21 protein-coding genes are annotated in these 20,817 nt (G+C 68.1%); 14 read left to right on the top strand and 7 right to left on the bottom strand.

Features of this window, described 5'->3' with window-relative positions:
• Positions 1-45: 45 nt before the first annotated feature.
• Positions 46-2,169, bottom strand: coding sequence for a S9 family peptidase (locus G1H10_RS01050; protein ID WP_163731381.1), 2,124 nt, complete (start codon positions 2,167-2,169; stop codon positions 46-48).
• A 128-nt stretch (positions 2,170-2,297) separates the two neighbouring features.
• On the opposite strand from G1H10_RS01050, the gene G1H10_RS01045 reads away from it, so the two are divergent.
• From G1H10_RS01045 to G1H10_RS01035, 3 genes are read left to right on the top strand one after another with little or no spacing between them, the layout of a single operon-like run.
• A complete protein-coding gene (locus G1H10_RS01045; RefSeq protein WP_163731378.1) occupies positions 2,298-2,651 on the top strand; it encodes a GntR family transcriptional regulator in 354 nt (117 codons plus the stop codon).
• Entirely contained in the window at positions 2,648-3,649 is a 1,002-nt protein-coding gene (locus tag G1H10_RS01040) for a DUF1648 domain-containing protein (RefSeq protein ID WP_163731375.1), read from the top strand. The genes G1H10_RS01045 and G1H10_RS01040 overlap by 4 nt, the downstream gene beginning before the upstream one ends.
• Positions 3,650-3,700: 51 nt before the next feature.
• Positions 3,701-4,363, top strand: coding sequence for a TetR/AcrR family transcriptional regulator (locus G1H10_RS01035; protein WP_163731372.1), 663 nt, complete (start codon positions 3,701-3,703; stop codon positions 4,361-4,363).
• A gap of 9 nt (positions 4,364-4,372) precedes the next feature.
• On the opposite strand, the gene G1H10_RS01030 is transcribed toward G1H10_RS01035, so the two are convergent.
• From G1H10_RS01030 to fbaA, 3 genes are all read right to left on the bottom strand, one after another.
• A complete protein-coding gene (locus G1H10_RS01030) occupies positions 4,373-5,656 on the bottom strand; it encodes an adenylosuccinate synthase (protein ID WP_163731368.1) in 1,284 nt (427 codons plus the stop codon).
• A 290-nt stretch (positions 5,657-5,946) separates the two neighbouring features.
• Entirely contained in the window at positions 5,947-6,357 is a 411-nt protein-coding gene (locus G1H10_RS01025) for a DUF3151 domain-containing protein (RefSeq protein ID WP_216852763.1), read from the bottom strand.
• Positions 6,357-7,379, bottom strand: a complete 1,023-nt coding sequence (gene fbaA, locus G1H10_RS01020; protein ID WP_163731365.1) for a class II fructose-bisphosphate aldolase — start codon at positions 7,377-7,379, stop codon at positions 6,357-6,359. Before fbaA ends, G1H10_RS01025 begins: the two co-directional genes overlap by 1 nt.
• Before the next feature lie 182 nt (positions 7,380-7,561).
• Here fbaA and G1H10_RS01015 point away from each other — a divergent pair, with 182 nt between their 5' ends.
• Positions 7,562-7,831 carry an HPr family phosphocarrier protein gene (locus tag G1H10_RS01015; protein ID WP_163731362.1) on the top strand — a complete coding sequence of 90 codons (270 nt, stop codon included), beginning with the start codon at positions 7,562-7,564 and terminating at the stop codon, positions 7,829-7,831.
• 193 nt (positions 7,832-8,024) lie between these two features.
• Positions 8,025-8,639, top strand: coding sequence for a nitroreductase family protein (locus G1H10_RS01010; RefSeq protein WP_163731359.1), 615 nt, complete (start codon positions 8,025-8,027; stop codon positions 8,637-8,639).
• Between the two features lie 148 nt (positions 8,640-8,787).
• On the opposite strand, the gene G1H10_RS01005 is transcribed toward G1H10_RS01010, so the two are convergent.
• Positions 8,788-9,576, bottom strand: coding sequence for a tyrosine-protein phosphatase (locus G1H10_RS01005; RefSeq protein WP_163731357.1), 789 nt, complete (start codon positions 9,574-9,576; stop codon positions 8,788-8,790).
• A 205-nt stretch (positions 9,577-9,781) separates the two neighbouring features.
• On the opposite strand from G1H10_RS01005, the gene purD reads away from it, so the two are divergent.
• The 9 genes from purD to soxR all read left to right on the top strand — a co-directional run bounded on the left by purD (position 9,782) and on the right by soxR (position 17,379).
• Positions 9,782-11,056 carry a phosphoribosylamine--glycine ligase gene (gene purD, locus G1H10_RS01000; protein ID WP_163731354.1) on the top strand — a complete coding sequence of 425 codons (1,275 nt, stop codon included), beginning with the start codon at positions 9,782-9,784 and terminating at the stop codon, positions 11,054-11,056.
• Between the two features lie 140 nt (positions 11,057-11,196).
• A complete protein-coding gene (gene folP, locus G1H10_RS00995) occupies positions 11,197-12,021 on the top strand; it encodes a dihydropteroate synthase (RefSeq protein WP_163731351.1) in 825 nt (274 codons plus the stop codon).
• A 72-nt stretch (positions 12,022-12,093) separates the two neighbouring features.
• Complete coding sequence (folB, locus tag G1H10_RS00990) at positions 12,094-12,456, top strand: dihydroneopterin aldolase (RefSeq protein WP_163731348.1); 363 nt, start codon at positions 12,094-12,096, stop codon at positions 12,454-12,456.
• On the top strand, positions 12,453-13,019 hold the full coding sequence (gene folK, locus G1H10_RS00985) for a 2-amino-4-hydroxy-6-hydroxymethyldihydropteridine diphosphokinase (RefSeq protein WP_163731345.1): 567 nt from the start codon (positions 12,453-12,455) through the stop codon (positions 13,017-13,019). The genes folB and folK overlap by 4 nt, the downstream gene beginning before the upstream one ends.
• A gap of 48 nt (positions 13,020-13,067) precedes the next feature.
• Positions 13,068-13,547, top strand: a complete 480-nt coding sequence (locus tag G1H10_RS00980; RefSeq protein ID WP_163731343.1) for a DUF3180 domain-containing protein — start codon at positions 13,068-13,070, stop codon at positions 13,545-13,547.
• 288 nt (positions 13,548-13,835) lie between these two features.
• Positions 13,836-14,771, top strand: a complete 936-nt coding sequence (locus tag G1H10_RS00975; protein WP_163731340.1) for a CAP domain-containing protein — start codon at positions 13,836-13,838, stop codon at positions 14,769-14,771.
• A gap of 60 nt (positions 14,772-14,831) precedes the next feature.
• The gene (locus tag G1H10_RS00970; protein WP_163731338.1) at positions 14,832-15,425 is read left to right on the top strand and encodes a TetR/AcrR family transcriptional regulator; all 594 of its coding nucleotides are present in this window, start codon (positions 14,832-14,834) and stop codon (positions 15,423-15,425) included.
• 117 nt (positions 15,426-15,542) lie between these two features.
• Positions 15,543-16,775: a DUF2786 domain-containing protein gene (locus tag G1H10_RS00965; protein WP_163731336.1), complete on the top strand. Its 1,233-nt coding sequence runs from the start codon at positions 15,543-15,545 to the stop codon at positions 16,773-16,775.
• Between the two features lie 139 nt (positions 16,776-16,914).
• The gene (soxR, locus tag G1H10_RS00960) at positions 16,915-17,379 is read left to right on the top strand and encodes a redox-sensitive transcriptional activator SoxR (protein ID WP_163732047.1); all 465 of its coding nucleotides are present in this window, start codon (positions 16,915-16,917) and stop codon (positions 17,377-17,379) included.
• A gap of 67 nt (positions 17,380-17,446) precedes the next feature.
• On the opposite strand, the gene G1H10_RS00955 is transcribed toward soxR, so the two are convergent.
• Both G1H10_RS00955 and G1H10_RS00950 read right to left on the bottom strand, forming a co-directional pair.
• A complete protein-coding gene (locus tag G1H10_RS00955) occupies positions 17,447-19,555 on the bottom strand; it encodes a glucosidase family protein (RefSeq protein ID WP_163731334.1) in 2,109 nt (702 codons plus the stop codon).
• Positions 19,552-20,799: an enolase C-terminal domain-like protein gene (locus tag G1H10_RS00950; RefSeq protein ID WP_163731332.1), complete on the bottom strand. Its 1,248-nt coding sequence runs from the start codon at positions 20,797-20,799 to the stop codon at positions 19,552-19,554. The genes G1H10_RS00955 and G1H10_RS00950 overlap by 4 nt, the downstream gene beginning before the upstream one ends.
• Positions 20,800-20,817: the final 18 nt, after the last annotated feature.

Raw genomic sequence — 20,817 nt, 5'->3', positions numbered from 1 at the left:
ACGCAAGTCGGCATCGGGGAATTATGATGAATTGTCCGGTTTTCGCTATACAGCTGCTTCACGTCGTTTGACCGCCGGCACCGAGTCGATGACGAAAGCCAGCGTGAACGCCTCTTCCCGCCACGCGTCGTATCGGCCGGAAGGCCCGCGATGGCCGGCACCCATCTCCGTCTTGAGCAGCAATGAGCGATCGCCGGTTGCGGTAGCGCGAAGCTTGGCGACCCACTTGGCCGGCTCGTGGTATCCGACCCGTGGATCGTTCAGACCGGCGGTCGCGAGGATCGCCGGATACGCGACCGGCTGAACATTCTCATACGGCGAGTAGGACTTCATATACCGATATACCTCGGCAGACTCCACCGGATTGCCCCATTCCTCCCATTCGATCACCGTCAGCGGCAGCGACGGATCGAGAATGGTGTTCAGCGCATCCACAAACGGGACCTCACCCACGAGCGCGGCGAAGTCCGACGGCGCCAGGTTCGCCACCGCGCCGATCAGTAACCCGCCCGCGCTCCCGCCACGGCCGACCAGCCGGTCGTGTGACGTCCAGCCCGCGGCCACCAACCGCTGCGCGCACGCGACGAAGTCGGTGAAAGTGTTCCGCTTGGCCAGCATCTTGCCCTGTTCGTACCAGGCCCGCCCCATCTCGCCGCCGCCGCGCACATGCGCGATCGCGAACACGAACCCTCGATCCAGCAACGAGAGCCTGGCGATGGAGAACCACGGATCCATCGACGCCTCGTACGAACCGTATCCGTAAAGCACGCAAGGGGCTGTGCCGTCGGCAGGCGTATCGCGGTGCCGGACCAGGGATATGGGGATCTCGGTCCCGTCCTCGGCGGTGGCCCACTCGCGCACGGTTTGATAGTGCTCCGGATCGAAGTCGCCGAGAACCGGCTGCCGCTTGCGCAGCCGGAGCTCTCGGGTCTGGATGTTGTGGTCGTAGATGGAGCTCGGCGTGGCGAGCGACGTATAACCGAGACGGAACGTATCCGTGTCGAACTCGGGATTGCCGCCCGGCCGGACCGTCCGTACCTCCTCGGCGAACCCGATGTCGTGGCCCGGCTGCGGCTCACCATCGCGTAGCGGAATCACGTGCAGACCGGTGCCGCCATCGCGCCGCAACGCCACCACCAGGTGACCCGCGAATGCGTGCACGTCGACCACGCGCCGGCCCGGTTCGTGCGGCAGCACCGGCGACCAATGCTCCCGCCCGGGGGACGCGACGGGCGCCTTGGCGAGCTCGAAGTCCATCGCCCCGTCGTTGTGGACGATGAAGAAGTACCCGCCGGAGTGATCTATGGTGTACTCCACGCCCTGTCGCCGCGGTTCCAGCACCTGAAACTCACCGCCCGGGGCGTCCGCCGGCAGAACGCGGACCTCGCTGGTGATCGAACTTCCCAGCGAGATGACGATGTAGGCCTCGCTCCGCGTCAGGTCCACATCGGCGAAGAACCGCTCGTCGTCCTCCTGGTGCACGATCTGATCCTCGCTCGCCTGGGTACCGAGCCGGTGCCTCCACACCCGATACGGACGCATCGCCTCGTCGACCGTGGTGTAGAAGACCGTCGACCCGTCTGCCGACCAGGCGGTGCTGTAGTACGTGTCCGGCACCGAGTCCGGCAGCAGCTGATCGCGCTCCAGGTCCTTGACCCGCAGCGTGTACTTCTCCGAACCGTCGAAGTCCGTGGAGAACACCAACAGCCGGCCGTCCGGACTGACGTCGAACGCACCGAGCGCGAAGTATGGCGAATCGCCGGCCAGCTCGTTCTCGTCGAGGAGCACCTGCTCGTCGTCCGGCGAGACGATCGGCTGCGTCGCGTCGTCCGGCAGTTCCGGCTCGGAGCGGGAGCGACAGTGGATCGCATACTGCTGTCCCTGCACGGTCCGGGTGTAGTACCACCACCCCCCGCGGTGCGCGGGCACGGAGAGGTCGGTCTCCAGCGTGCGCGCCTTGATCTCGGAGAAGATCTCGTCCTGCAACGCCTTGGTATGCGCGGTCACGGCCTCGGTGTAGGCGTTCTCCGCCTCGAGATACGCGATGGTGTCCGGATCGTCGCGGTCCAGCAGCCAGAAGTACTCGTCGACGACCTCGTCGCCATGGAACGTACGCGTGCGCGGAACCCGCTTGGCCACCGGCGCGGACAGGTGATCGGCATCGGACATGACCCGACCGTACCGCAGGTGCGATGACCGGCCTCACCCCGCTACGGCGGGCCGCCCTGGTACGGATTCGCGGGGAGCTTCACCACATGAACTTGTTCTAGTAGAGCTAGAACAATATACTCAAATTCATGCTCATCCGGATTGACCCGAGCTCCTCGGAGCCGCTGTTCGCTCAGCTCGCCGCCGCCGTGCGCGGTGCGGCGGCACGGGGCGAGCTACGGGCGGGCGAGCGGCTGCCCGGTGCACGGGAGCTCGCCGACTCGCTGGGCGTCAACCTCCATACGGTTCTCCGTGGCTACCAGCAACTACGCGACGAGGGTCTCGTCGAACTCCGGCGCGGCCGCGGAGCCGTGCTCACCGAGCAGGCGACCAACGGCCTGGCCGGTCTGCGGCAGGCCGTCGCCGACGTCGTCACGCAGGCCCGAAGACTCGGCATGACCGACAACGATCTGATCGACCTGATACGAACGGAGTTCCGATGACCCGGCTCACACCACCGACGCCGGAGCCCGCAGGGCTCTTCCGCCCGATCCTCGCCGCCGCCGGCATCCCCGCCGTCGTCGCCGCGATCGGTGCCACCCTGGTCCAGAGCTGGCGCGACGAGCTACCGGCGCGGGTGGCGATCCACTGGGGCACCGATGGGCCGGATGGGTACGCCTCGGTCACCGGCGTGGTGACGACCATCGCCGCTTTCGGCGTCGCATTCGCCGCCATCGGTCTGGTCCTATGCCTCGCCGTGCGTCACGAATCCATCGTGACGCGCGTGATCGCCGGCATGACCTCCGGCGCCACGACATTCGTCACCGCCCTGGTCGCCGGCCTGGCGGCCGACCAGCGCGGTGTCGCCGACGCCCGGGACGCGGAGTTGAGCGCGGTGATCGTGCTGACCGCCTTCATCCTCGCCGCAGGTGTGACGGCGTCCGCGGTGTACACCGTCCCGCGCCACCCGGCCCCGTCCACGCGGATGCCGGCGGACGCGCCACAGATTCCGCTGGGCGAGTCCGAGCGAGTGATGTGGACACGGTCGGCAGGTGCGGGTGGCTCCGTGATGATCATGATGGCCGTGATCACCGTCGTCACGGCGGTGATCGCCGTGGTCTCCGGACTCTGGTTCACCTTGGCGTTCACCGCCATCGTCGTCGCCTTCATCGCCCTGATGTGCTCGATCCGGGTCATCGTGGACGAGCGCGGCGTCACGGTGCGGGGGACACTGGGGTGGCCCCGCATCCACACGCCGCTCGACGAGATCGCGCACGCGCGCACCGTACGCGTCCATCCGATCCGCCATTTCGGCGGTTACGGTCTCCGGGTCGCCGTCTTCGGTCCCTACCGTGGCGCCACCGGCTTCATCCTGCACGGCGGAACCGGGGTGCTCGTCGAGAAGACCGACGGCCACCGCACCATCGTGGTGGTGGACGACGCCGAGACGGCGGCCGGACTGATCAACTCGATGGCCATGCGCCGGACCCGGAACGGCTGACCGGCCACCGACGGCTTGCCTTCGATGTGCGCGAGTGTCAACATTCACAGGATGACCTCTACCGCTCGTCACCGTGGGTCCTACCACCATGGCGACCTCCGCAATGCGCTCGTCGCGGCCGGCGCGGAACTCGCCGCACAGGGTGGGCCGGATGCGGTCGGGATCCGCCCGGCCGCCCGGATCGTCGGGGTCACCCCCACAGCCGCCTACCGGCACTTCGCCGATGCCGATCAGCTGCTCGACGCGGTCAAGGACCAGGCGTTCACCGTGCTGGTCGGGGCGATGCGCGACCACGTCGCCGACGTCGACACCACCGGTTCCACGGCGGAACAGGCCAAGCTCAGGCTGGCAGCGATCGGGCGGGCCTACATCGAGGTAGCGCTGGCCGAGCCCGGCCTGTTCCGTGTCGCCTTCAGCGAGCGGGGTTCGCTTCCGGACGACTCCATGCCGGAAGCCTTCCAGATACTCGTCGACTCACTGGATGCGCTCGTGGAATCGGGAGCATTGGCACCGCAGCGGCGGCCGATGGCCGAGATCGCGGCGTGGTCCGCCGTTCACGGCTTCGCACGGCTGGTGCTCGACGGGCCGCTCGGCCGGCTCACGGCAGACGAGCGCCATTCCGCCGCCGAGCGCGTGATCGAGATGGTTCTCGCCGCCTTCACACCATCCGATGATCATCACGATCGGCCACACCAGAATGAGGCCATCGGTTGATGACCGTCATCAGATGAGGTCACGTACCGCGATGATGGACTCCCGCCCGGGGCCCACCCCGACTGCCGAGATCGGCGCGCCGCACAGCTCCTCGACCGCCTCCACGTAGCGTCGAGCCGGGGCCGGCAGGTCGTCGAGCGTGCGAGCGCCGGAGATGTCCTCGTTCCATCCCTCGAAGTATTCGTAGATGGGCGTGGCGTGGTGGAACTCCGTCTGCGTCATCGGCATCTCGTCGTGCCGGACGCCGTCAACGTCGTAGCCGACACACACCGGGATCCGCTCCCAGCCGGTCAGCACGTCGAGCTTGGTCAGGACGAAGTCGGTGGTTCCGTTGATGCGGACCGCGTACCTCCCGACCACCGCGTCCAGCCAACCGCATCGGCGGGGCCGGCCGGTGGTGGTGCCGAACTCGCCGCCGTCCTTGCGCAGCCGGACACCGTCCTCGTTGGTGAGTTCGGTGGGGAACGGCCCCTCGCCCACCCGGGTGGTGTACGCCTTCATCACCGTGACCACACGATCGATCCGCGCCGGCGGGATACCCGAACCCGTGCAGGCGCCGCCCGCGGTCGGGTTGGAGGAGGTGACGAACGGGTACGTGCCGTGGTCGACATCCAGCAGCGTGGCCTGGCCGCCTTCCAGCACCACGTTCGCACCGTCGTCGAGCGCCTTCGCGAGCAGCAGGCTGGTGTCGGCGACCATGGGACGCAGCCGGTCGGCGTAGCCCATCAGCTCGTCGACGATCTCGTCCACGGTCACCGCGCGCCGGTTGTAGACCTTCACCAGCAGCTGGTTCTTCTGGACCAGCGCACCCTCGACCTTCTGCCGCAAGATCTTCTCGTCGAACAGATCCTGCACGCGCAGACCCACGCGAGACATCTTGTCCGCGTACGTCGGTCCGACACCCCGGCCGGTGGTCCCGATACGGCGGCTGCCGAGGAAGCGCTCCACCACCTTGTCGAGGCTGCGGTTGTACGGCGGAAGCAGGTGCGCGTTCGCGCTCACCACGAGCTTCGACGTATCCATGCCACGGGCCTCGAGCGCGTCGATCTCCTCGAACAAGACACCCAGGTCGACGACGACGCCGTTGCCGATCACCGGCACGACACCGGGACTGAGGATCCCGGACGGCAGCAGATGCAGGGCGTAGGTCTCCCCGCCGATGACGACCGTGTGCCCGGCGTTGTTGCCGCCGTTGAACTTGACGACGTAGTCGACCGAGCTGCCGAGCAGGTCGGTCGCTTTCCCCTTGCCTTCGTCACCCCATTGGGCTCCGACCAGAACTAGCGCGGGCATGCTGGGGTGCTCCCCCTTCGTACCTGAACGATTACTGAGCTGAGGTTACCGGACGTGTCGGTGGTCACAACCGGCGGCGGGCAGGATGAGCAACCGGCTGCGGCTGCGGCCCGCCGACGTGCATGATGAGGCCAGGAGATCTGTCGGAATCGCAGCAGGGGGCGATTCTGCCTGGTCTCAGCGCGGCCGGGGGGCTTGGCGTCGCCCCGTCGCGACGCCAGGCTCCCCGTCCTTCGCTCGTGTGGTGGTTCGGTCTCCGGCGCGCCGTTACGCGCCAGAGCTCATGACCTTTACAGCAGTTCGTCGGCGGCGGCCGGGCTGGAGTCACGCAGGAACTGCGTGCACCGCTCCGCTTCCTCCGTCTCGCCGATGCCCTCCGCCGCCCGGCCGAGTGCGCGCAACGCCCTCAGGAAGCCACGGTTCGGCTCGTGCTCCCACGGAATCGGACCGTGTCCCTTCCATCCGGCACGCCGGAGCTGGTCGAGACCGCGGTGGTATCCCGTCCGTGCGAACGCGTACGACGTCACGACGTCGCCCGCCTCGAAGGCCCGGTCGGCAAGCTCGGCCCAGGCCAGCGACGACGTCGGATTCGACGCCGCCACGGTGGCCGGATCAACGCCGCTGGACAATGCCTCGCGGGGCGCCGGGTCATCCGGCAGGAGCGTCTCCGGCGGCCCGCCGAGGAGGTCCTCGCCGGGCATCAACGCATCCTCTGCCCAGCCGAACGGAGCCACTGGGTGGCGCTGACGACGCGCTCCGCCATGCCGGCCTCCGCCGACTTGCCCCAGGTACGCGGGTCGTACATCTTCTTGTTGCCGACCTCGTCGTCGATCTTCAGCACTCCGTCGTAGTTCTTGAACATGTGGTCGACGACCGGCCGGGTGAAGGCGTATTGGGTGTCGGTGTCGATGTTCATCTTGATGACGCCGTAGTCGACGGCCGCCGCGACCTCTTCCGCGGTCGAGCCGGAGCCGCCGTGGAAGACCAGGTTGAACGGCTTCTCCTTGCCGTACTTCTCGCCGACGGTCTGCTGGATGTCCCGGAGGATCTCCGGGCGCAGCTTGACGTTGCCCGGCTTATAGACGCCGTGGACGTTACCGAAGGTCAGTGCCGTGAGGTACGTGCCCTTCTCACCCGTACCGAGCGCGGCGGCGGTGGCGAGGCCGTCCTCGACCGTGGTGTACAGCTTCTCGTTGATCTCGTGAGCGACGCCGTCTTCCTCGCCGCCGACCACACCGACCTCGATCTCCAGGAGGGTCTTGGCCTCGTTGGAGAGGGCGAGCAGCTCCTCGGCGAGCTTGAGGTTCTCGTCCAGCGGGACCGCGGAGCCGTCCCACATGTGCGAGCCGAACAGCGGGTCGCCGCCCGCCTTGACCCGCTCAGTCGACGCCGCCAGCAGCGGCTTCACCCAGTGCTCCACCGCATCCTTCGGAGCGTGGTCGGTGTGCAGGGCGATCTGCACGTCATAGCTCTTGGCGACCTCGTGCGCGTAGGCAGCGAAGGCGATGGCGCCGCGGACCCGATCCTTGATGGTCGGGCCGGACAGGTACTCCGCACCACCGGTGGAGACCTGAATGATCCCGTCACTCTCGGCCTCGGCGAATCCACGCAGGGCGGCGTTCAGGGTCTGCGACGACGTCACATTGATGGCCGGATACGCGAACGCGCCGGCCTTGGCGCGGCTGATCATCTCGGCATAGACGTCAGGGGTGGCGATAGGCATCGATACTCCGTTCCAGGTGGGGACAGCGACCAAGTTTCAACAGGCAACTATTCCGCCGTGACGTCCCACGCCTACGGGGGACGCGCCTTCGGCACCAAGTATCCACCGTTACCGCAGTGTTTCGGCAAGTCGGTGCCCAGGTAGTCTTGTATCCGGATTTCCCGGCACTCTGGGGAGGAACTGTGCCCGAGCGCAAGACAGTAGTAGCCAGCAAGTCTGGCCTGCACGCCCGTCCGGCAGCCGTGTTCGTCAAGGCGGCCGCGGAGCAGCCGACAAAGGTCACCATCCGCAAGCCGGACGGTGAGCCGGTGGACGCGTCCAGCATCCTGTCAATCATGACGCTCGGAGTCGAGCAGGGTGACGAGGTCATCCTGTCGGCAGAAGGCGACCGCGCAGGCGAGGCTCTCGATGCCCTCGTCGCGCTGCTGGAGAGAGATCTCGACGCCGAGTAGCCACAACTCGCACCGATGACCATCCGCACGGGCAGTCACACCACCACGGTGTGGCTGCCCGTATCCATGTGAAGACCGGATATCCATGTGACGCCAAGGAGAGACAGACGCGACGCGCCTCGCCGATGTGTCACAACGTCTCCGCGCCCGCCCATGCAACCGCCCATGCCCCCGATCAGGAAGGTGAAGCCTCGTGGAGTTCGCAGAGGTGGTCCGGCGCCGCCGCATGATCCGCAACTACACGGACGAGCCGGTGGATCCCGCCGTCATCGATCGCCTTCTGACCCACGCGATTCATGCACCCAGCGCCGGTTTCAGTCAGGGCTGGTCCTTCCTGCGTCTGGACACGCCCTCTGATGTCCGCCGCTTCTGGGAGGCGTCGACGCCACCGGGAGAGGGCACCGATGCCTGGTCGGAGGGCATGCGTCGCGCGCCTGTGATCATCGTCCCGTTGTCGTGCAAACGGGCCTACCTCGACCGGTACGCCGCGGCGGACAAGGGCTGGACCGATCGCGACGAGTCCCGGTGGCCGGTCCCGTACTGGGACATCGACACCGGCATGGCCGCGCTGCTCATGCTCCTCACCGCGGTGGACGAAGGACTCGGAGCGTGCTTCTTCGGCATCCCACCGGAACGCATCCCCGCCTTCCGAACCACGTTCGGCGTACCAGCCGATTACACGCCCATCGGCGCCATCACGATCGGCCATCGCGCCCCTGACCGTCGCTCACCGTCGCTGAAGCGCGGCCGTCGCGCCCTCGACGACGTCGTCCACCGCGGCCACTGGGGCAACGCCTCGACGAGCTGACCGCAGCCCTCCCCGCACAGGTGGCCAGAGACAGCCGGGGATGAGTTGTTCCCGGCCAGGGTAGGCTCGGGCGTCGGCCTGTGAGGAGCCCCGCGACGATTTGGCCGCGGGCGAGGCCGGGAACAACTCATCCCCGGCGCACGACGACTCACCCGAGCAGCCGCGCCCGCAGGGCGTCGCTGTCCTCGGACGTCCACCCCTCGCTCGACAACCAGGCCGCCAGACCGCCGACGTGCTCATCGGCCAGGTCCAGAAAGCTCTCCATCGCCTCAGGCAAGGCGAAGTGGCTGCTCATCGGCCGGCTGTTCAGGTCGTCGGCGTACGTTGAGGTCCTGGTCAGCCGTTCGACGATGCGCTCGATCCGGGTGTTGGTGAGCGCGTAGTCCTCGACGATCACCTCTCGCGGAACGCCGACGATGGTCAGGGTGAGGGCGACCAGGATGCCGGTACGGTCCTTGCCGGCCGCGCAGTGGGCGAGCGCCGCACCATCGCCGTATGCCATCACCCGCAGCGCGCCGAGGACGGATTCCGGACGCTCCTTCAACGTCTTCAAATAGAACTCGCCGGGCGGCAACCACGTGTTCTCCGCCTGCGCCGGGTAGTCCTTGGTCCACGGCAGCACCGCTTCGCCGTCGACCCCGGACTCGCCCTCGACCTCCGCCAGCAGGGAGAAATGATGAATGGCCACGTCCGGCACCCGGGTGAGCGGCCCCGGACCCTCGAGCGTGATCTCCGCCCCGCTGCGCAGGTCCAACACGTCCCGTAGGCCCAGCGTGTCCACCAGATAGTCGATATCGGCCTCGGTCAGATCCTGCAGGTTGTCGGCTCGCAAGATCCTGCCGAACTTGGTGGTCGAACCATCATGCGTGGGCAGTCCACCGAGGTCTCTGACATTGACCGCACCGACCAGGTCGATCCATCGTCCGTTACTGCTCACATACACCACCGCATGGCTTCGAATCTCACTGTCGAGGTTACCGTCCGGGACCGACAGCCGGCGGGGTCAGCAGACCGCCGGCCCCGCTCGCACTCGCCGCCGGCACGCCGCCCTGCAGCGGCCGCAGCCCAGTACGCAGCGCGGACGCCGCCTCTGCCTATCCTGCGCACGGATCTCGCAGCGGAGGGAGTTACGCTCGTCACACGTGAGGACTCTTGTCATTGGCTCGGGCGGCCGCGAACACGCACTCGTGCGCACTCTTCTCCGCGACCCTGAGGTTTCCGACGTTCACGCCGCCCCCGGGAATGCCGGAATGGCGGCCGATGCGACCATCCATCAGGTAGACCCGGCCGACGGCGATGCGGTGGCCGACCTCGCCGCCCGGATCGACGCGGATCTGGTCGTGGTGGGCCCCGAGGCGCCGCTCGTCGCCGGCGTGGCCGATGCGGTCCGTTCCCGGGGCATCGCGTGCTTCGGCCCGTCCGCCCAGGCTGCCCGGCTGGAGGGGTCGAAGGCGTTCGCCAAGGAGATCATGGCGGCGGCCAACGTTCCAACCGCGATGGCCGTCGTCTGTGACACCTCGGAAGAAGTGGCCGACGCGCTCGACAGGTTCGGAGCACCCTACGTCGTCAAGGATGACGGGCTCGCGGCAGGCAAAGGCGTGGTCGTCACCGACGATCGCGACACGGCGCTCGCGCACGCCGAGGCCTGCGGCAGAGTGGTGATCGAGGAGTACCTGGACGGTCCGGAGGTCTCCCTGTTCTGCGTGACCGACGGTGAGACGGTCATCCCGCTCCCACCGGCACAGGACTTCAAGCGCGCCTACGACGGTGACACCGGGCCGAACACCGGGGGCATGGGAGCGTATTCACCGCTGCCCTGGGCGCCGGAGGGGTTCGTCGACGACGTGTTGGAGCGCATCGTGACGCCCACGATCGCCGAGATGCACCGCCGCGGAACCCCGTTCGTCGGTGCCTTGTACACCGGGCTGGCGATCGGCTCCCGCGGACCGCGCGTCGTCGAGTTCAACGCGCGGTTCGGGGATCCCGACATCCAGCCGGTGTTCGCCCGTCTCCGCTCCGGCCTCGGCGGACTATTGCGTGCTGCGGCCACCGGTGAGCTGGCAGAACATCCGGGACTGCGATGGGACGACCGGGCCGCGGTCAGCGTCGTCATCGCCGCCGAGGGGTACCCGGAATCCCCGCGCAAGGGCGACCCGATACAGGGCCTCGAGGCTGCGGCTGCACTGCCCGACCTCGAGATACTGCACGCTGGTACCCGAGTCGACTCTGCCGGCGTGGTGGTTTCGAGCGGAGGCAGGGTGGTGTCCGTCACAGCTCTGGGCACCGATCTGGATGACGCACGCGCCCGGGCGTACCAAGGCGTGGAGACGATCACACTGGCCGGCAGCCACTACCGCTCGGACATTGCGCTGGCCGCCGCCCGCGGAGAGGTGAAGCTGTCCGCCGCGTCCGGCTGACGGCACGCGCACGCCCGCCGGGCCGCGCGGGCTGCGGCGCGCCGAGGGTGACCCCGTAGCCTGTTGCGGTGAGCACGCAGCGACGAGGACAACCGGCCGCGTACGCCGCCGGACTGCCACGACCTCAACGATGCTTGATCATGGGCGTCGTCAATGTGACCCCGGACTCCTTCTCCGACGGTGGACTGTGGTTCGACCCGAACAGCGCGGTCGAGCACGGCCTGCGGCTGGCAGCCCAGGGCGCGGACATCGTCGACGTCGGGGGAGAGTCCACCAGGCCTGGAGCACGCCGGCCCGACGTCGAGGAGGAGCTGCGCCGGGTGGTACCTGTCATCCGCGAGCTCGCGGCGGCGGGCATCGCCGTCTCCGTGGACACCATGCGGGCGGAGGTGGCCGAGCAGGCCTTGCGGGTGGGAGCGCGACTGGTCAACGACGTCTCCGGCGGCCTCGCCGATCCGGATCTGCTCCGCGTGGTGGCCGCTGCGGACGTGCCCGTGGTGCTCATGCATTGGCGCGGCCACGCCGATCAGATGCAGCGGCACACGCAGTACGACGACGTCGTCACCGACCTGCTGGACGAACTGCGGCCGCGTATCGACACCGCGCGGGCCGCAGGGATCCGTCCGGAGCGCATCGTGATCGACCCGGGGCTCGGCTTCTCTAAGACCTGGGACCACAACTGGACGATCCTGGGGCGGTTGCGCGAGGTGGTGGACACCGGATACCCCGTCCTTGTGGCGGCGTCGCGTAAGACGTTCCTGGGCGAGCTGCTGGCCGACCCCGTCACCGGCGAGCGACGTCCGCCCGCCGAGCGTGATGCGGCGACGGCGGCGCTGACCACCCCGATCGCGCTCGACGGCGTATGGTGCATCCGGGTGCACGACGTGCCGGCCAACATCGACGCCGCCCGGGTCGCCGCTCGCCTCGGATCCGAACGCGACCGGACAACCGGAGCGGCGAGCTGACGAGCGTGCGGGTGTCTCATTCCGCCACCCCTGGGGGAGCACCCGACACCCGCTTGCGGCTAGGGTCGTCTCGTGCCTGACCGTATCGAGTTGACTGGGATCACCGCGCACGGACGCCATGGCTGGTTCCCTCATGAGCAGGAGCAGGGCCAGCGGTTCGTCGTCGACGTCGCACTGACCCTCGATACGAGTCCGGCGGCAGCCACGGACGATTTGTCCGATACTGTCGACTACGGCACCCTCGCCGAGCGAGTGGTCGACATTGTGGAGGGGAAGCCGGTCAAGCTGGTCGAGACTCTTGCCCAGCGGATCGCCGACACGTGCCTGGACGACATCCGGGTGGAAGAAGTCGAAGTGACCGTGCACAAGCCGGAGGCACCCACGACGGTGCCGGTAGGTGATGTGACCGTGACTATTCGAAGGGCCCGCAAGTGAGCAATGTTCCGAACCCGAACGTGGTCGACGCCGATACCCTGACCGGCGATCTCCGCCCGCTGCGGCGCGCAGCGTACGCGCTCGGCAGCAACATGGGTGACCGGCTCGACTACCTGCAAGGCGCCGTCGACGCGCTCACCGACTCCCCGGAGATCGTCGCCGTGGCCGTCTCACCCGTCTATGAGACCGATCCGGTCGGTGGACCCGCTGACCAGCAGAAATACCTCAACGCGGTGCTCGTTGTGGACACTACCCTGTCGCCGCGGTCCATGCTGGAGCGGGCGATGGCCACCGAGATCGCCTACGGACGAACCAGGGAAGAACCCAATGCTCCCCGGACGCTCGATGTCGACGTCCTGGCGGTCGGCGACGTCACGGCCGACGACGACGACCTCAAGGTTCCGCATCCCCGCCTCGCCGACCGTGCGTTCGTCTTGATGCCCTGGGCAGATGTGGATCCGGAGTTCAACGTTCCCGGCCTCGGCCGGGTCGTGGAGCTCAGCTCGGCCGTCGACGCCACCGGGGTCCGGCGCACCGACGACGCCCTCGAACTGCCGTCCTGACTCACGCGTGGCAGGACCGGACTCCGCCGCGTAGGCTCGATCCCCACCATGCAGAAAACGAAGATCGCGACGCTGGTGTGGGTCGCCTTGCTGGCCGCGCCCATCGGCTGGTCGATCAGTCGTGTCATCCAGGACTCCACGCGCGAGTTGCCGCCGGTTCCGGTCGTTCTGCCGGTACTGCTGGCCCTGCTCGCCGCCTTCCTCTTCTTCGCCGCGCGGGAGATCAAGGCCTGGATCCGGGAACGGCGGCATGACCGGCATATCGGTCCGCTTCGGGTCGCTCGCACACTTGCGCTGGCCAAGGCGGCCGAGTTCTTCGGTGCGGCGCTGACCGGGGCCTATCTCGGCTTGGCGACGCTGGCCATCGACCATCTCACCGTCCCGATGGGCCGGGACCGGCTGTTGATGGCCGGCCTCGTCGTCGGCGCCGGCACGCTGGCGACGGTAGCCGCCGTGGTGCTGGAACGTGCCTGCATCGTGCCGCCGGGCGACGACGAGCATGCGCGCGACGCCGCCCGAGAAGACTGAGTGACACCATCTCTCACCCAAGGCCGCATCCGCCGCCGGCACTTGCGCCGCGGACGGGGGACGGACATGTCCGCTTACGGGCCGATATAGCGCGTTCAAGCGATCAACAATAGGACACTCGGCCCATAGTCTTCCCCGAGTGGGTGGAGTACAGTCCGGTGCTCGGAGCGGAAAAAAAGGGGAAGGGTAGGAGAACCGGTGGAGCACCAGCAGCCTCGCCACCGCAAAACCTCGCTGATCTTCGCACGGCTACGTTTCACGGCGGCTGTTGTCGTCCCATTGGCCGTCATGACCAGCGCATACGTGGCAGTTCGAGAGTACGAGCCGTCGGTCGACGACGTGCACACTCTCAGCGGCCCCGCGAAGCACACTCACGGGGCGCTCACCTTGGACGACGGCGTGCCAGGTGACCCCGGCGACGACGCCGGCCCGACGGCGGAGCCCCGGGATCGTCTCGTCCCCGAGCAGGACCCGGAGACGGTGGCACCCGACGATCGGTCCGACGGTGGCTCGCAGCCCGACGGCCAGCTCGGTGACGCCGACCCGGCGCCACGGTCGACTAGCGAAGGCAGAGGTGGCACCCGAGACGGGACACCGACCTCCCGGCGGACACCGGACGAGGCACCGCCACACTCCGAGCCGACCGGGCAGCCGGACGCACCACCACCGTCCCGCGAACCGGACGCACCACCATCGTCCGAAGAACCGGACGCGCCGTCGCACAGCCCGACCGCCGCGCCCACACCGGAGCCGACGCAGACCTACACGGTGCCGCCGCAGCAGCGTCCCACCGCGGAACCATCGCCGACGCCCAGCGACCCGCCACGCCGGATGCCACCGGCGCTCACGTCCGCCGAGCAGGCCGTGCTCGAGGCCACGAACCATGTCCGGCGCGAGGCCGGATGCCCCGACCTGCGGGTCAACGCCGAACTGGTGGACGCTGCCCGCGAGCACACCGCTGACATGCGGAGCCACCGGTATTACTCGCACGTCGGTCCGGACGGTCGAGGACCGCAGGAGCGGGCCCGGGCGGCAGGTTACCGGGGCGAGGTGGAAGAGAACATCGCTCGCGGGATCCGCGGCGGCGACGCGGTGGTCGACAGGTGGACGAAGGACGCCGAGGCACGGCAGAAGATCACCGACTGCGCCTACACCGAGATCGGCGTGGCGAACGAGCGGGGCTTACTGACGCAGTGGTGGACTCAGGTGCTCGGACGCCGTTGAGGCATCGGCGTCGATCGTCTCCCCACGAGGCCTCCGTCACACTAGGTATCATCACATCCGATGAAAGCCGAGCTGGGTCGACGGGAACGCAAGAAGATCGAGGCGATGCACCACATTCAACGGGTGGCACTCGATCTTTTCGAGGCGGACGGCTATGACGCCGTGACCATCGAGCGGATCGCGGCCGAGGCGGAGGTGTCGCCGAGTTCGGTGTATCGCTACTTCGGAACGAAGGAGCGGATCGTTCTCTACGACGAGTACGATCCGCAGCTGGTCGAGGCGTTCGACCGTGAGCTCGCCGGACACGATCCGGTGACCGCGCTGCAGGGCGCCCTCTCCACCGTCTTCCGAGAGATCATGCGGGAGGACGAAGAGCTGATCCGGCGACGGATACGTCTCGCGATGAACCACCCGACGGTGCGTAGCGAACTGATCCGCGACTCGGAGGAGACCGAGGCCCAGGTGCGCGCGATCATCGCTCGCCGCACCGGGCGATCGGCGGACGACCTGGACATCCTGGTGGTGACCGCCGCGATCGTTCGGGCGTTCATGGCGGCCCTCTCGTACTGGCACACCTCGGGATACCAGGAGCCCTTGGACGAGGTCGTAGACCGCACATTGACCGTGATCCGTCGCGGCCTGACGCTGGACTGATCTGCGGCCACCGAAGTTCTCCACAGGCACCGGCAGAAAAACCCGCTCCCGAGGCGACTTATCCACATCGGGCGCTCGAGAGCTGCCGATCCCGTTCACGATCGTCAGGATGGCTGCATGAATGACTTCAGCACCGACCTCGAGAGCGCACGTGCCGCGCTCGAGGCAGCCATACTGCATCAACTCCGCGGGCAACACAGCTCGGTCGACCGGATCGCCGGTGACCTCGCGGCCGACGGGGTCACGGCCCGAGCGGTCGACGCCGCCGCCACGCGGGTCATCCAGAGCCATCTGCAGCGTCTGTGGGACCACGGGTGGCTACCCGACGACGTCTGCCAGATGGTCCGGCGTAAATGCCGGGACATGGCGCTCTCACTCATCGTGGACGCGATCGCCGCACACGCCGCGGCCTACACGGCGGCGACGATCCATCCGCGGTGGCAAGAGCAGCTCGATCGGCTGGATGCCCGAGTGTGGTGGTCCCACAACGAGCCACAACCGAGCCAGTGGTCGCGGCGGCACGGAGTGACCCGGCGGGATCTCCTGCGTACCGTGATCGAGCTCGTGGCGCTGCTCCGGACGTTGGGGCCGCTTCCGCTGATCGTCCCGCCTCCGGGCAAAGCCGCGGACAAACACTCGCCCGGACCCGGCACGGTCACCGACGAGAAGATCCTCAGCAAGATCCGCTCGTTGCTCGCCAAGGCGGAGTCCACCGAGTTCCCGGACGAGGCCGAGGCGTTGTCGGCCAAGGCACAGGAGCTTATGGCGCGTCATTCGATCGAGAATGCGCGGGCCTCTACCACGGGCGCGCGCGAGCCCAGCGCCTCCGCGCGCCGGATATGGATCGACGCACCGTATGTCAGCGCCAAGTCGTACCTGGTGGGCAGCGTCGCCGGCGCCAACCGCTGCCGCTCGGTCAGCTACGACGGCCTCGGTTTCGTCACCGTGATCGGTGACGACATCGACCTCGACCACGTGGAACTGCTCGTCACATCGCTCATGGTGCAGGCCACACGTGCCATGCTGTCGTCCGGGTCGCAGGTCACCGCCACCGGAAAGTCGCGCACCCGATCGTTCCGGCATTCCTTCCTCATCGCTTACGCGGCGCGCGTCGGTGAACGGCTGCGGGAGATCAACCGTCAGAGCATGGCCGCCGCCGGTGCCGAGCTGGTCCCCGTGTTCGCGCGTCGGCGAGAAGCGGTCGACCGGCTATTCGCGTCTCTGTACCCAGGACGACTGGCCACGCGCTCGATCTCGGCCGGAAATGCCGCCGGGTATGGGGCCGGCCGTGCCGCTGCGGATCAGGCCGTCCTGCGGGCGGGGCGGCGGGAGCTCGGGCCACGTCGCTGAGGTCGGTCCACGTCGCTGAGGTCGAGTGCCGTGGGCGTGACCGGTCATGTCGCGCATTGGGGCGGCCTGGCCCTCCGCGGGTACGCTAAACCTCAACCGCTGTTGAGGTCGAGGTGGAAAGGCACGCGTGGACGACGACATGGGCACTCCGAGCTGGGACAAGGGCGAGCTGACCGTCGGCGAGCTGTCCGCACGCAGCGGGGCGGCGGTCTCGGCACTGCACTTCTACGAACGCAAAGGGCTCATCTCGTCGCGACGCACCAGCGGTAACCAACGCCGGTACCCGCGGGTCACGCTGCGCCGGGTCGCCCTGATCCGGGTCGCGCAGCGGGTCGGCATTCCGCTGGCCCAGATCAAAGAGGCACTCGACAATCTGCCGGACGGCCGCACTCCGACCAAGAAGGACTGGGAGAAGCTCTCCCGGGCGTGGCGACAGGAGCTCGATGAACGCATCCACGCATTGCAGCAGCTCCGCGACGACTTCACCGACTGCATCGGGTGCGGCTGTCTGTCATTGAACCGATGCAGCCTGGCCAACGCCCGGGACGAGCTCGGCAGCCACGGCGCCGGAGCGCGCCGTCTGGTGGAGGCCGAAGCCTCATGACCGGCCGATCATCAGCAGCCGGGTCGCCGACCTCGACGGGCCGGACCGGACCGGCAGCCTGACCCGGCTACCGCACCTGCACCGACCCGTCAGCGGCGATGTCGTAACTGGTCCCGCCGACCACCAGTCCGCTGAGTCTGGCCTGTGGGTCCAGCCGTCCCACGATCGGGGTCGCGGTCACCGTGCCGTCGAGCGAGACCGAGACGCCGAACAAGGACTCGATGACGAGCGCGGCCCACGCCCCGGCCGACGAACACGCCCAATCGATCAGGTACGGGAATTGCGGCGGCGATTTGACCGCGCCCCCGTTCACCGGGGCCGCGGCCTCCTCGACGAAATGCGCTTGACCGCACGGACCCTGATTGGCGGTTCGCGCCAGCCCCGGAAGCCAGTCCAGCGCCACGTCGCCGGCGCCCATCGCCACCAACGCGCGCGCGGCATCCGCCGGCCACGCCGGATAGGCGCCGTTCCACTGGTGATCCGGCCGGAGGCTGTAGGTGGCGTCCGCGTCGTACGGAGACAAGGCACGCATCCACGAGGGTGTCTGCAGCTCCCGCTGGAAGAACTCCACCATCTCCGCTCGCTGCTCCGGCGGCACGTCGTCCGGAATGGTCGTACCGACCGTGGCGAAGTCGTAGCAGTGCCGCACCGGAACCAGCGTTCCGTCCGGATACCGGGCGTGGAAGAAGCCGGAACCGGGCGCGTAGAGCTCGAGGACATCGTCGACCAGCCGTTCCGCCTCGCCGCGCAACCGCTGGGCGGCGGCCGCGTCACCGCCGAGCTCGACCATCTCCGCGGCGGCCCGCATGCACCACACGTTGGCGGCGTTGAGACTGGCCACTTCGTGGACGTACGTGCTGACACATTCGAGGAGGTTGTCGATCTCGCCGTAATCCGCGAGCCGGCTACCTCGGCGCAACTGTTTCCACGCCTCCGACCACTGCACAACGTGGCTGCTCAGCGGCTGTTCCCCTGCCCCCGCGGCGGCGAGCGGGTGAGTCAGAAAGGCCCGGTCGCCGCTGAATCGGACATAATCCCGCACCAATCTGGTCATCGCGTAGTCGTTCACCGAGTACCAGTTCCCGACCGGACCGCCGGTCTGCCATTCGGTGCCGAAGTGGGTGTGGATATCGGTCGCCACCCAGTGCTCGATGTGGCGTCGCATCGGCTCCGGGTCGAGTAGCGCATGCACCAGCGAACTGAGGCTGTAATCCCAGATGAACGTGGTGGTCTGCCAATAGCGAGGTGTCAGCGTGTCATAGGTGCGGCCCAGCACGCTCGCGGCGCTGTCCCGCCGGAACCAGATCACACCCAGCACGCCCCACCAATACAACCGGCGCAGCGGTTCGCAGGTGGTGTGCAGGATCGGCATGCTCCCGGAGAACTCACCGGAGCCGGCGGTGAATGCGGCCTCAAGCTGGCGGTTCCAGACCGTCTCCGCGTCCGTGATCGCCAGCGGAACGTCGCGCGCCAGCTCGTCGAAGGTGTCCATCGCGGCGGAGTCGGATCCTGCGAGCACGTGGACGTAGCCGATCTCGGTCGTCTCACCCGGGCTGAGAACGAGGTCGGCGGTCAGCATGCGGGGCGCACCGGCCTCTGCCGACACCGTCGCGGTCGAGCCGCGTGCAGCCCGAGCGTCCAGGCCCTGGACACTGCGCGCGGCCGTCTGGCCGGCACGGCCGATGACGGCTGGTGCTCCGGCGACGGGTGTCAGCGTGTTCGGTTCGCTCGGGGGAATCGAACGGCGCCACGGCGCTTGCTCGGTCACGCTGGAGGCGACGGCGAGCCCGAGCGACATCGTCCGCGTCGCCGACCCCGTGTTCGTCACCCGGATGTCCACAACGACGCCGGTCACGCCGGGCGGGCACGCGGTGGTCGTCTCGATCCGTATCCCGTCCACCTCGGTCCGGCGGTCTACCCGATCCGGCCGCCAGACCACGTGGACCGGGCGACCGTACGACCGGAACAGCCGTCCGTCGAGATACAGGGTTCCGGTCACGGTGTCACCGTGACCGAACGGTGGGAAGTTCACGCTGCGCACAGCGACGATGTCGTGATCGACCTGGACCGCACCGAGGAAGTTGGTCAGTCCGGGTGGGTTGAACATGTCGTCGAAACGATGCGTCAGCACGTCACTGGCGAGGTCGTCGACGGTGGGGATGGTCATATCGGTCACAGTCTGGCCTCGTTCCACGTGGAACCGGGGACGGTCGGGTCGGCGAAATCGGCGTTCGGCAACAGCGGGTACCACCCCGGCCGGCCGGGGTCGCGGTCGTATGGGTAGCCGCCCAGCTCCCGATAGAGCTCGGCGTACTCGGCGACCTTGTCCCCGTCCAGGCGCACACCCAGACCCGGGCCGGAGGGCACCTCGATGGCACCGTCGACGTACGTCAGCTTCCCGCCGTCGATCACGTCGTCGACGAGGTGGTGGTAGTGCGCGTCCGCGGCGAAGCTGAGGTTCGGCACCACCGCACCCATGTGCAGCATCGAGGCCAGCTGAACGCCGAGCTCGCCGGACGAGTGCACGGCCACGGAGAGCTGGAAGGTCTCACAGACCCCGGCCGCTTTGACGCACGGCCTGATGCCACCCCAGAAGGTGGTGTCCAGCAGGATCACATCGACGGCGGGGTCGCGCACGTTGGCCGCCAGCTGCTCGAAGTTGACGACTACGGTGTTCGTCGCGATGGCGAGCGAGGTCTTCTCCCGCACCCGTCGCAGCCCGTTGAGGCCGAAGGTCGGGTCTTCGATGAAGTCGTTCGGCAGATCCTCGATACCCCGGGCGAACCGGACCGCCTCCTCGACGCTGAGCGCCCCGTTGGGGTCGTAGCGGAACCGGTCGCCCGGAAACGCTTCAGCCAGCGCCCGGTAACACTCCAGCTCGTAATCCGGGCTGAAGACACCGCCTTTGACCTTGTGCACCCGGAACCCGTGTGCTCGGCGCAGCCTGCTCGCATGCTCCACCAGTTGCTCGGCCGTGCGTACCTCGCCGTCGCCGTCGGCGCTCGGATACCGGAAGAACAGGTAACTCGCGAACTCGACCCGGTCCCGCACTCGCCCGCCGAGCAGATCGTGCACCGGCACGCCCAGGTGCTGACCCTGCAGATCCAGGCAGGCGAACTCGATCGCCGCCAGCAGCTGGGTGCGGTTGTTGTACAGGCTCGCCGTCGGGTTGGCCAGCATGAATCGCAGCGCCTCGGTTCGCGCCGGATCGTGCCCGACCAGGTAGTCGCGCAGCGCTCGCACCGCCGCCTCCGCGCTTTCACCTCCGCCGCCCATCTCGCCGAGGCCCACGAGCCCGTTGTCGGTCTCCACTTCGACCAGGGTCCGGACGAACCGTCCCCAGTGTGCTCCGTTGCTGTGCCGCAGCGGGGCCTGCAACGGCACCGTGACGGTGGTCGCCCGGACATCGGTGATCCGCATCGTCGCTTCTTCCTCCGG

This window comes from Phytoactinopolyspora halotolerans (assembly GCF_010550675.1).
Lineage (GTDB): Bacteria > Actinomycetota > Actinomycetes > Jiangellales > Jiangellaceae > Phytoactinopolyspora > Phytoactinopolyspora halotolerans.
This window is presented reverse-complemented; position numbering and strand designations above follow the sequence as displayed.

What these genes read in the sequence shown, in the direction of transcription:
- G1H10_RS01045 (WP_163731378.1), top strand. Translation starts at nt 2,298, where the DNA reads ATGCTCATCCGGATTGACCCGAGCTCCTCGGAGCCGCTGTTCGCTCAG.
- G1H10_RS01035 (WP_163731372.1), top strand. Translation starts at nt 3,701, where the DNA reads ATGACCTCTACCGCTCGTCACCGTGGGTCCTACCACCATGGCGACCTC.
- G1H10_RS00950 (WP_163731332.1), bottom strand. Translation starts at nt 20,799, where the DNA reads ATGCGGATCACCGATGTCCGGGCGACCACCGTCACGGTGCCGTTGCAG.
- G1H10_RS00970 (WP_163731338.1), top strand. Translation starts at nt 14,832, where the DNA reads ATGAAAGCCGAGCTGGGTCGACGGGAACGCAAGAAGATCGAGGCGATG.
- G1H10_RS01040 (WP_163731375.1), top strand. Translation starts at nt 2,648, where the DNA reads ATGACCCGGCTCACACCACCGACGCCGGAGCCCGCAGGGCTCTTCCGC.
- G1H10_RS00980 (WP_163731343.1), top strand. Translation starts at nt 13,068, where the DNA reads ATGCAGAAAACGAAGATCGCGACGCTGGTGTGGGTCGCCTTGCTGGCC.
- soxR (WP_163732047.1), top strand. Translation starts at nt 16,915, where the DNA reads ATGGGCACTCCGAGCTGGGACAAGGGCGAGCTGACCGTCGGCGAGCTG.
- G1H10_RS01025 (WP_216852763.1), bottom strand. Translation starts at nt 6,357, where the DNA reads ATGCCCGGCGAGGACCTCCTCGGCGGGCCGCCGGAGACGCTCCTGCCG.
- fbaA (WP_163731365.1), bottom strand. Translation starts at nt 7,379, where the DNA reads ATGCCTATCGCCACCCCTGACGTCTATGCCGAGATGATCAGCCGCGCC.
- G1H10_RS01050 (WP_163731381.1), bottom strand. Translation starts at nt 2,169, where the DNA reads ATGTCCGATGCCGATCACCTGTCCGCGCCGGTGGCCAAGCGGGTTCCG.
- G1H10_RS00975 (WP_163731340.1), top strand. Translation starts at nt 13,836, where the DNA reads ATGACCAGCGCATACGTGGCAGTTCGAGAGTACGAGCCGTCGGTCGAC.
- folP (WP_163731351.1), top strand. Translation starts at nt 11,197, where the DNA reads ATGGGCGTCGTCAATGTGACCCCGGACTCCTTCTCCGACGGTGGACTG.
- G1H10_RS00965 (WP_163731336.1), top strand. Translation starts at nt 15,543, where the DNA reads ATGAATGACTTCAGCACCGACCTCGAGAGCGCACGTGCCGCGCTCGAG.
- G1H10_RS01030 (WP_163731368.1), bottom strand. Translation starts at nt 5,656, where the DNA reads ATGCCCGCGCTAGTTCTGGTCGGAGCCCAATGGGGTGACGAAGGCAAG.